Source organism: Rhodococcus sp. DN22 (assembly GCF_036669995.1).
GTDB classification, from domain to species: domain Bacteria; phylum Actinomycetota; class Actinomycetes; order Mycobacteriales; family Mycobacteriaceae; genus Rhodococcus_F; species Rhodococcus_F erythropolis.
In genome coordinates this window covers 2010527-2023401 of the sequence record NZ_CP133326.1, presented here as the reverse complement: position 1 = coordinate 2023401, position 12875 = coordinate 2010527, and the positions used below count along the sequence as shown (strand labels likewise).

Below are 12875 nucleotides of genomic sequence, written 5' to 3'. Positions count from 1 at the left end.
AGTGTCATTGACCGCCACCAACACCTGCGAACGCTCGTCCTCGCCGAGCAACTCCACGTCCCCGACAACCGAATCAGGCTCCGCCACCATCGCTTCCAGAACCCGAACCAACCGCTCCGCAAACGAGACAACCGTCGACTCGTCGAACAAATCCGTCGCATACGTCAACGACGCCGCCATCCCCGCCGGAGCACCAGATTCCTCGAACTGCTCCACCACCGTCAGCTGCAGATCGAACTTCGCCGCCACCGCAGTGGCATCGACACCCGCAACCCGCAGATCACCCAACTGCAACGCCGACTGCTCCATGTTCTGGAACGCCAACATCACCTGGAACAACGGACTCCGAGCCTGCGACCGCGCCGGATTGAGCACCTCCACCAACCGCTCGAACGGAACATCCGCATGCGCAAACGCCTGAAGATCAGCCTCCCGCACACCTGCGAGCAGATCGACGAAGCTCTCCGAAGAATCCACCTCCGTCCGCAACACCAACGTATTGACGAACATCCCGATCAAATCATCGAGAACCTGCTCACCACGACCCGCCACCGGAGTACCGATCGCAATATCGGACGTCCCCGACAACCGCGACAACAACACCGCCAACGCCGCATGCACCACCATGAACAACGACGAATTCGACTCACGAGCAACATCATTCAAACCAGCATGCACATCCGCACCCACCACGAACGAATGACTCGCCCCACGATTGGACGCCACCACAGGCCGCGGACGATCAGCCGGCAAATCCAACTGATCCGGCAACCCCGCCAACGCCGACTCCCAGAACCCGACCTGACGCGAAATCAACGACGACGGATCATCTTCCGAACCAAGAGTCTCCCGCTGCCACAACGCGTAATCCGCATACTGCACCTCGAGCGGCGCCCACCCCGGAACCTCACCCCGAGAACGAGCCTCGTACGCCACCATCACATCACGCGTCAACGGCCCCATCGACACACCATCACCACTGATGTGATGAACCACCAACGCCAACACGAACTCCGACTCCGACACCGCGAACAACCGCGCCCGAACCGGAACCTCCACCGCCACATCGAAACCGGCCGACAAGAACTCCGTCACCGCACCAACGACATCGGACTCCGACACCACCACCGGCGACACATCCAACCGCACCCGATCAGCAGACAACACCTCCTGGAACCCGACACCGTCGACCTCCGGATACACCGTCCGCAAAATCTCATGCCGCGCAACAACATCCGACACAGCAGCCTGCAGAGCCGCCGCATCCAACAACCCCGACAACCGAATCGCCACCGGAATATTGTTCGCCGACGACAACGTATCGAAACGGTTCAAGAACCACATCCGCTGCTGCGCCAACGACAACGGCACCCGCTCCGGACGCACCCGAGCAGTCAACGCCGCCCGAGCACCCGAACCGATCTCCGACTCCACCCGCGCAGCCAACAACTCCACCGACGACGCCTCGAACAACACCCGCACCGGAACCTGCGCATCGAGCGCCTGCCCCAACCGAGCCGCCACCCGAGTCGCAATCAACGAATTACCACCAAGCGCAAAGAAATCGTCATCGAGACCGACGCGCTCGACACCCAACACCTCGGCGAACACCGACGCAACGATCTCCTCCACCGCCGTCACCGGAGCCCTGAACACCGCGGCCTCGAACACCGGCTCCGGCAACAACTTCCGATCCAACTTCCCCGAAGCATTGAGCGGAAACGCATCCAACACCATGATCTGCGACGGCACCATATACGACGGCAACACCGCACCCAACGAATCCACCAGTGCCGCAGTATCAACCACCGCACCCGACGCCGGCACCACATACCCCACCAACTGATCACCGGTCACCGTCGACACCACAGCCACCGACGACACAGACACCGACACATCAGCCACCAACGCCGACTCGATCTCCCCCAACTCGATCCGCTGACCACGGAACTTCACCTGAAAATCGGTACGACCGATGTACTCGAGCTCACCCGACACACCCCACCGCACCAAGTCCCCCGTGCGATACATCCGCGAACCCACCCCACCGAACGGATTCGCCACGAACCGATCCGCCGACAAATCCGGACGAGAAACATACCCACGAGCCAACTGCACACCCGACAAATACAACTCACCCGCAACACCCACCGGCACCGGACGCAACCGCGAATCCAACACGAAAACCTGCGAATTCCACTGCGGCACACCAATAGAGACCACACCACCATCGACGGCGCCCGTCACATCCGCGAACGTGATCGACACCGCAGCCTCGGTCGGACCATACAAGTTGTGAACCCGCGCACCCGACACCACACCGAAATCACGCACCGCCTGCGCCGGCAACGCCTCACCGATGACGAACACATCACGCAACGAACCCAACAACTCCGCAGACACAGCACCCGCGAACACCGACAACATCGTCGGCACGAAGTCCGTCACCGTCACACCCTGATCAGCGATCACCGACGCCAAATACCCCGGATCCCGATGACCGTCATGCGTGGCCACCACCAACCGAGCACCCACCGCCAACGGCAAGAAGAACCCCCACAACGACACATCGAACGTCGTCGCAGTCTTCTGCAAATACACATCCGACCCAGTCAGAACATACTGACCCTGCATCCACGCCATCTGATTGACGATCGCCTCATGCGAAACCGCCACACCCTTCGGCTTCCCCGTCGACCCCGACGTGAAAATCACATACGCAGCATTCGAACCACGCAGCGGCGCAACCCGATCCACATCCAACACAGGCGCATCCGAGAACCCGGACACATCCAACTCGTCAATCAACACCACATCGAACTCACCCGGCAACACCACACCGTCACCAGCAGTGGACAACACACACACCGGCGCCGCAGTACCGAGAATATGACCATTGCGCTCGACCGGATGATCCGGATCCAACGGCACATACGCCCCACCCGCAGCAACCACCGCATACATACCCACAACAAGATCAACCGACCGACGCATCGCCAACGCCACCAACGACTCCGGCCCCACACCCACCGAAACCAAATACCGCGCAAGGCGATTCACCCGAGCATCGAACTCCGCATACGACAGAGACTGCCCCTCGAACACCACCGCCACCGCATCCGGAGACGCCGCCACCTGCGCAACAAACCCGTCGAGCAACAAAGCACCAACAGTCAACTCGTGAACAGTGTCATTGACCGCCACCAACACCTGCGAACGCTCGTCCTCGCCGAGCAACTCCACATCCCCGACAACCGAATCAGGCTCCGCCACCATCGCTTCCAGAACCCGAACCAACCGCTCCGCAAACGAGACAACCGTCGACTCGTCGAACAAATCCGTCGCATACGTCAACGACATCGGCATCCCCACACCGACGCCGTCCTCCTCCAACGGTGACACCGTCAACTGCAGATCGAACTTCGCGATCTCCACACCCGCGTCGAAACCGGCAATCGACAGCCCCGGCAATTCCAAGACACTCTGCGCCATGTTCTGGAAGAACAACGCAACCTGGAACAACGGATGATGAGCCTGCGACCGCGCCGGATCAAGCACCTCCACCAACCGCTCGAACGGAACATCCTCGTTGCCGAACGCCCCCAGATCGACCTCACGAACCCGACCCAACAACTCCGAGAACGACTCCGAAGAATCCACCTCCGTCCGCAACACCAACGTATTGACGAACATCCCGATCAAATCATCAAGCTCCGGCTCACCCCGCCCAGCGATCGGCGAGCCCACCACAACGTCATCACTACCACTCAACCGCGCCAACACCACCGCCAACGCCGCATGCACCACCATGAACAACGACACACCACGATCAAGCGCCAACTGCTCGAGCGCCCGATGCAACCGCACATCAACCGAGAACTGGTAACTAGCACCACGATTGGACGCAACCAACGGCCGCGAACGATCCGCCGGCAACTCGATCCGCTCCGGCAACCCCGCCAACACCGACGTCCAATACCCCAACTGCTCAGACATCAACGACGACGGATCACCCTCGCACCCCAACACCTCACGCTGCCACAACGCGTAATCCGCATACTGCACCGCCAACGGCGCCCACCCCGGGACCTGTCCACCCGCACGCGCCACATACGCCATCGACACATCACGCACCAACGGCCCCATCGACACACCATCAGCAGCAATATGGTGAACCACCAACGCCAACACAAACTCCGACGAACCCGTCTGGAACAAACGAACCCGCAACGGCACCTCAGAAGTGACATCGAACCCCTCAGTCACCACCGGCGCCAACACACCCAACAAATCAGCCTCATCGGCCGGCACCGCAGAAATATCCACAGCGAACCCACCCACCGGAAGAACCTGCTGGAACCCGCCCCCCTCGAACTCCGGATACACCGTCCGCAAAATCTCATGCCGCGCAACAACATCCGACACAGCAGCCTGCAGAGCCGCCACATCCACCACACCAGACAAACGCAACACAATCGGAATATTGTTCACACCCGACACAGCATCAAACCGCGACAAAAACCACATCCGCTGCTGCGCCAACGACAACGGCACCCGCTCCGGACGCACCCGAGCAGTCAACGCCGCCCGAGCACCCGAACCGATCTCCGACTCCACCCGCGCAGCCAACAACTCCACCGACGACGCCTCGAACAACACCCGCACCGGAACCTGCGCATCGAGCGCCTGCCCCAACCGAGCCGCCACCCGAGTCGCAATCAACGAATTACCACCAAGCGCAAAGAAATCGTCATCGAGACCGACGCGCTCGACACCCAACACCTCGGCGAACACCGACGCAACGATCTCCTCCGCCGCCGTCACCGGAGCCCTGAACACCGCGGCCTCGAACACCGGCTCCGGCAACAACTTCCGATCCAACTTCCCCGAAGCATTGAGCGGAAACGCATCCAACACCACAAACTGCGACGGCACCATATACGACGCCAACCGCTCCCCCACACCCACCTTCACCACATCAACATCAACCGAAGACCCCACCGCAGCAGTGACATACGCAACCAACTGATCACGCCACACCACCACCACCACAGAACCCACACCCACCTGATCCCGAACCGCAGACTCGATCTCCCCCAACTCGATCCGCTGACCACGCAACTTCACCTGAAAATCACTACGACCGACATACTCGAGCTCACCCGACACACCGATCCACCGCACCACATCCCCCGTGCGATACATCCGCGAACCCACCCCACCGAACGGATTCGCCACAAACCGCTCCGCCGACAAATCCACCCGCCCGAAATACCCACGAGCGACCTGCACACCCGACAAATACAACTCACCCGCAACACCCACCGGCACCGGACGCAACCGCGAATCCAACACCAACACCGACGAATTCCACACCGGAGCACCCATCGGCACCACCACACCCACACCATCGAGCGGACCCGCCGCCGTCGCATGCACCGTGAACTCCGTCGGACCATACAAATTATGAACCTCAACCGACGGCAACACCGACAACACCCGACCCACCACCGACGCCGGCAACGCCTCACCCGCCGCGAAAATCACCCGCAACGAACCCAACCCAGCACCACCGAGACGCGAAATCGTCGCCTCCGACGTGTCGACAACCTGATCGACGAACACCTCCAACATCGACGGCACAAACGAAACCATCGACACCGACTCCGCCGCCACCACCGACGCCAAATACCCCGGATCCCGATGACCGTCATGCGTGGCCACCACCAACCGAGCACCCACCGCCAACGGAACAAACAACTCCCACACCGACACATCGAACGTCACCGGAGTCTTGAACAACACCACATCAGAACCCGACACCGCATAACGCTCCGCCAACCACGACACCTGATTGACCACACTGCGATGACTGACCGCCACACCCTTCGGCCGACCCGTCGACCCCGACGTGAAAATCACATACGCAGCATTCGAACCACGCAGCGGCGCAACCCGATCCACATCCAACACAGGCGCATCCGAGAACCCGGACACATCCAACTCGTCAATCAACACCACATCGAACTCACCCGGCAACACCACACCGTCACCAGCAGTGGACAACACACACACCGGCGCCGCAGTCCCGAGAATATGACCATTGCGCTCCGCAGGCTGATCCGGATCCAACGGCACATACGCCCCACCCGCAGCAACCACCGCATACATACCCACAACAAGATCAACCGACCGACGCATCGCCAACGCCACCAACGACTCCGGCCCCACACCCACCGAAACCAAATACCGCGCAAGGCGATTCACCCGAGACCCGAACTCCGCATACGACAGAGACTGCCCCTCGAACACCACCGCCACCGCATCCGGAGACGCCGCCACCTGCGCAACAAACCCGTCGAGCAACAAAGCACCAACAGTCAACTCGTGAACAGTGTCATTGACCGCCACCAACACCTGCGAACGCTCGTCCTCGCCGAGCAACTCCACGTCCCCGACAACCGAATCAGGCTCCGCCACCATCGCTTCCAGAACCCGAACCAACCGCTCCGCAAACGAGACAACCGTCGACTCGTCGAACAAATCCGTCGCATACGTCAACGACGCCGCCATCCCCGCCGGAGCACCAGATTCCTCGAACTGCTCCACCACCGTCAGCTGCAGATCGAACTTCGCCGCCACCGCAGTGGCATCGACACCCGCAACCCGCAGATCACCCAACTGCAACGCCGACTGCTCCATGTTCTGGAACGCCAACATCACCTGGAACAACGGACTCCGAGCCTGCGACCGCGCCGGATTGAGCACCTCCACCAACCGCTCGAACGGAACATCCGCATGCGCAAACGCCTGAAGATCAGCCTCCCGCACACCTGCGAGCAGATCGACGAAGCTCTCCGAAGAATCCACCTCCGTCCGCAACACCAACGTATTGACGAACATCCCGATCAAATCATCGAGAACCTGCTCACCACGACCCGCCACCGGAGTACCGATCGCAATATCGGACGTCCCCGACAACCGCGACAACAACACCGCCAACGCCGCATGCACCACCATGAACAACGACGAATTCGACTCACGAGCAACATCATTCAAACCAGCATGCACATCCGCACCCACCACGAACGAATGACTCGCCCCACGATTGGACGCCACCACAGGCCGCGGACGATCAGCCGGCAAATCCAACTGATCCGGCAACCCCGCCAACGCCGACTCCCAGAACCCGACCTGACGCGAAATCAACGACGACGGATCATCTTCCGAACCAAGAGTCTCCCGCTGCCACAACGCGTAATCCGCATACTGCACCTCGAGCGGCGCCCACCCCGGAACCTCACCCCGAGAACGAGCCTCGTACGCCACCATCACATCACGCGTCAACGGCCCCATCGACACACCATCACCACTGATGTGATGAACCACCAACGCCAACACGAACTCCGACTCCGACACCGCGAACAACCGCGCCCGAACCGGAACCTCCACCGCCACATCGAAACCGGCCGACAAGAACTCCGTCACCGCACCAACGACATCGGACTCCGACACCACCACCGGCGACACATCCAACCGCACCCGATCAGCAGACAACACCTCCTGGAACCCGACACCGTCGACCTCCGGATACACCGTCCGCAAAATCTCATGCCGCGCAACAACATCCGACACAGCAGCCTGCAGAGCCGCCGCATCCAACAACCCCGACAACCGAATCGCCACCGGAATATTGTTCGCCGACGACAACGTATCGAAACGGTTCAAGAACCACATCCGCTGCTGCGCCAACGACAACGGCACCCGCTCCGGACGCACCCGAGCAGTCAACGCCGCCCGAGCACCCGAACCGATCTCCGACTCCACCCGCGCAGCCAACAACTCCACCGACGACGCCTCGAACAACACCCGCACCGGAACCTGCGCATCGAGCGCCTGCCCCAACCGAGCCGCCACCCGAGTCGCAATCAACGAATTACCACCAAGCGCAAAGAAATCGTCATCGAGACCGACGCGCTCGACACCCAACACCTCGGCGAACACCGACGCAACGATCTCCTCCACCGCCGTCACCGGAGCCCTGAACACCGCGGCCTCGAACACCGGCTCCGGCAACAACTTCCGATCCAACTTCCCCGAAGCATTGAGCGGAAACGCATCCAACACCATGATCTGCGACGGCACCATATACGACGGCAACACCGCACCCAACGAATCCACCAGTGCCGCAGTATCAACCACCGCACCCGACGCCGGCACCACATACCCCACCAACTGATCACCGGTCACCGTCGACACCACAGCCACCGACGACACAGACACCGACACATCAGCCACCAACGCCGACTCGATCTCCCCCAACTCGATCCGCTGACCACGGAACTTCACCTGAAAATCGGTACGACCGATGTACTCGAGCTCACCCGACACACCCCACCGCACCAAGTCCCCCGTGCGATACATCCGCGAACCCACCCCACCGAACGGATTCGCCACGAACCGATCCGCCGACAAATCCGGACGAGAAACATACCCACGAGCCAACTGCACACCCGACAAATACAACTCACCCGCAACACCCACCGGCACCGGACGCAACCGCGAATCCAACACGAAAACCTGCGAATTCCACTGCGGCACACCAATAGAGACCACACCACCATCGACGGCGCCCGTCACATCCGCGAACGTGATCGACACCGCAGCCTCGGTCGGACCATACAAGTTGTGAACCCGCGCACCCGACACCACACCGAAATCACGCACCGCCTGCGCCGGCAACGCCTCACCGATGACGAACACATCACGCAACGAACCCAACAACTCCGCAGACACAGCACCCGCGAACACCGACAACATCGTCGGCACGAAGTCCGTCACCGTCACACCCTGATCAGCGATCACCGACGCCAAATACCCCGGATCCCGATGACCGTCATGCGTGGCCACCACCAACCGAGCACCCACCGCCAACGGCAAGAAGAACCCCCACAACGACACATCGAACGTCGTCGCAGTCTTCTGCAAATACACATCCGACCCAGTCAGAACATACTGACCCTGCATCCACGCCATCTGATTGACGATCGCCTCATGCGAAACCGCCACACCCTTCGGCTTCCCCGTCGACCCCGACGTGAAAATCACATACGCAGCATTCGAACCACGCAGCGGCGCAACCCGATCCACATCCAACACAGGCGCATCCGAGAACCCGGACACATCCAACTCGTCAATCAACACCACATCGAACTCACCCGGCAACACCACACCGTCACCAGCAGTGGACAACACACACACCGGCGCCGCAGTACCGAGAATATGACCATTGCGCTCGACCGGATGATCCGGATCCAACGGCACATACGCCCCACCCGCAGCAACCACCGCATACATACCCACAACAAGATCAACCGACCGACGCATCGCCAACGCCACCAACGACTCCGGCCCCACACCCACCGAAACCAAATACCGCGCAAGGCGATTCACCCGAGCATCGAACTCCGCATACGACAGAGACTGCCCCTCGAACACCACCGCCACCGCATCCGGAGACGCCGCCACCTGCGCAACAAACCCGTCGAGCAACAAAGCACCAACAGTCAACTCGTGAACAGTGTCATTGACCGCCACCAACACCTGCGAACGCTCGTCCTCGCCGAGCAACTCCACATCCCCGACAACCGAATCAGGCTCCGCCACCATCGCTTCCAGAACCCGAACCAACCGCTCCGCAAACGAGACAACCGTCGACTCGTCGAACAAATCCGTCGCATACGTCAACGACATCGGCATCCCCACACCGACGCCGTCCTCCTCCAACGGTGACACCGTCAACTGCAGATCGAACTTCGCGATCTCCACACCCGCGTCGAAACCGGCAATCGACAGCCCCGGCAATTCCAAGACACTCTGCGCCATGTTCTGGAAGAACAACGCAACCTGGAACAACGGATGATGAGCCTGCGACCGCGCCGGATCAAGCACCTCCACCAACCGCTCGAACGGAACATCCTCGTTGCCGAACGCCCCCAGATCGACCTCACGAACCCGACCCAACAACTCCGAGAACGACTCCGAAGAATCCACCTCCGTCCGCAACACCAACGTATTGACGAACATCCCGATCAAATCATCAAGCTCCGGCTCACCCCGCCCAGCGATCGGCGAGCCCACCACAACGTCATCACTACCACTCAACCGCGCCAACACCACCGCCAACGCCGCATGCACCACCATGAACAACGACACACCACGATCAAGCGCCAACTGCTCGAGCGCCCGATGCAACCGCACATCAACCGAGAACTGGTAACTAGCACCACGATTGGACGCAACCAACGGCCGCGAACGATCCGCCGGCAACTCGATCCGCTCCGGCAACCCCGCCAACACCGACGTCCAATACCCCAACTGCTCAGACATCAACGACGACGGATCACCCTCGCACCCCAACACCTCACGCTGCCACAACGCGTAATCCGCATACTGCACCGCCAACGGCGCCCACCCCGGGACCTGTCCACCCGCACGCGCCACATACGCCATCGACACATCACGCACCAACGGCCCCATCGACACACCATCAGCAGCAATATGGTGAACCACCAACGCCAACACAAACTCCGACGAACCCGTCTGGAACAAACGAACCCGCAACGGCACCTCAGAAGTGACATCGAACCCCTCAGTCACCACCGGCGCCAACACACCCAACAAATCAGCCTCATCGGCCGGCACCGCAGAAATATCCACAGCGAACCCACCCACCGGAAGAACCTGCTGGAACCCGCCCCCCTCGAACTCCGGATACACCGTCCGCAAAATCTCATGCCGCGCAACAACATCCGACACAGCAGCCTGCAGAGCCGCCACATCCACCACACCAGACAAACGCAACACAATCGGAATATTGTTCACACCCGACACAGCATCAAACCGCGACAAAAACCACATCCGCTGCTGCGCCAACGACAACGGCACCCGCTCCGGACGCACCCGAGCAGTCAACGCCACACGAGCACGCCCAGTGGAAGCTGCGAGCGCAGAGGCAAGCGACGACACGGTCGAAGACTCGAACAACGTCTTGACTTGTACCCGCACGTCGAAGACAGCACTCAACCGTGCTGCCAACTTCGCTGCGACAAGCGAATTGCCTCCAAGCTCGAAGAAATCGTCATCCGCTCCGACCTGCTCCAGCCCGAGCAGTTCACCAAACACCGTGGCGATCTGGATTTCATCCTCAGTGGAAGGAGCACGGAATGGACGAGACTCGAAATGCGGCTCCGGCAACGCGGAAGCATCCAACTTGCCCACGGGTGTCAACGGAATTTCACTGATGAGAACGACAGAGGCAGGCACCATATGCCTAGGCAATTCTTGTCTGCAGACGTCGAGCATTTCCGTGATGTCTACCTCAGCTCCCGCCCGTGGCAGCACGTATGCCACCAGAGCCTGCTCCCCATTGTCGAGCTTGCGACCGAGGGTTGCAACGAAGTCGACCGCGCGATGGGATGCAAGAACTGCGTCGATCTCTCCGAGCTCGACCCGGAAGCCTCGGATCTTCACTTGGGAGTCGGATCGCCCGACGTATTCGAGGTCCCGTGCACCCCCATCTGCGATGACCCAGCGTACGAGGTCACCACTGCGGTACATTCGTTCGCCCTGCGCTCCAAACGGATTCGCGATGAAACGGTCGGCAGTCATTCCCGCCAGATTGTGATATCCGCGCGCAACCTGAGGCCCGGCAAGATACAGCTCACCTGTCGACCCGACTGGGACTGGCTGTAACCGTGAGTCCAGAACCAGGGCGGAGGCCCCGCGAACAGGTCCACCAATTGTCACGCGGTCACCTGGTGCCAGTTTCGGGCTGATGTTGGTGACAATAGTCGTCTCGGTTGGGCCGTATCCGTTGTAGAAGGCCCTGTCCCGTCCCCACCGTGCAACAAGCTCAGGTGGGCATACCTCGCCACCGACTACAGCGGTGACGATGGAATCCAACCCCGAGGGATCGACAGATGCCAACATTGACGGGGTTCCCACCACATGCGTGACGCGTTCGGTTTTCAATAGTTCCGCGAGCTCGTCACCACCGTAAACCGTCGTCGGAACGATAACCATCGTCGCGCCGGAACCGATGGTAAGCAACAGCTCGAAGAGCGAAGTATCGAAGCTGGGGGTGGCGAAGTGCAGAACCCTCGAGTGGGCTGTGGCACCAAGTCGCTCAGCCTGTTCACTCAGCAAATTGCCCAGGCCTGCGTGCGTGACAACAACACCTTTCGGACGTCCAGTCGACCCTGAGGTGTAGATAACGTATGCAGGGTGTTCGACTCGCAGAGTGCGAACACGGTCCGAATACGCCACCGGTTCGCCGGACATCGCTTCCGATGCCTGCGTCGTCTCGAGAGAATCGATCGCGATCCACCTCACAGACGATGGCAAATCAATACCTAATTCGCCGACGGTCAAGCCGATCGAGACACCCGAATCCTCGATCATGTACGCAACACGGTCAGACGGATAGTTCGGATCCACCGGCACAAAAGCTGCACCGGTCTTCGCGACTGCCCACACTGCCAGCACTGATTCGATTGACCGCGGGATGGACACGGCAACCCTGTCCTCCGGACCTACACCGCCGGCAATCAACATACGAGCCAGGCGAGACGACCGCGCATCCAATTCGGCGTAGGAAAGTGAGTGCCCCTCGAATCGCAACGCGTCCCTCGAAGGATCCAACTCGACGGCCGCCGCCAGCAACTGGGGCAGCAACAATGTCCTCGCTCGGCGAGTGCGGGCGGGCCGCTCCCGTCGACTCTTGCGAGTACCAGAGGTATCCGGCGTCACACCATCGGCGCTCATGCGGCCACGACCTGCGCTCGAACGGCGTGATGGAGGAGCTCGTGCTGCGT

Annotated in this window: 1 pseudogene; it reads right to left on the bottom strand. The window is 60.7% G+C overall.

Annotated elements, in window-relative coordinates:
* Positions 1 to 33 precede the first annotated feature (33 nt).
* Positions 34 to 12825: pseudogene (locus RA302_RS09220) on the bottom strand (amino acid adenylation domain-containing protein); the annotation flags it as partial.
* Positions 12826 to 12875: the final 50 nt, after the last annotated feature.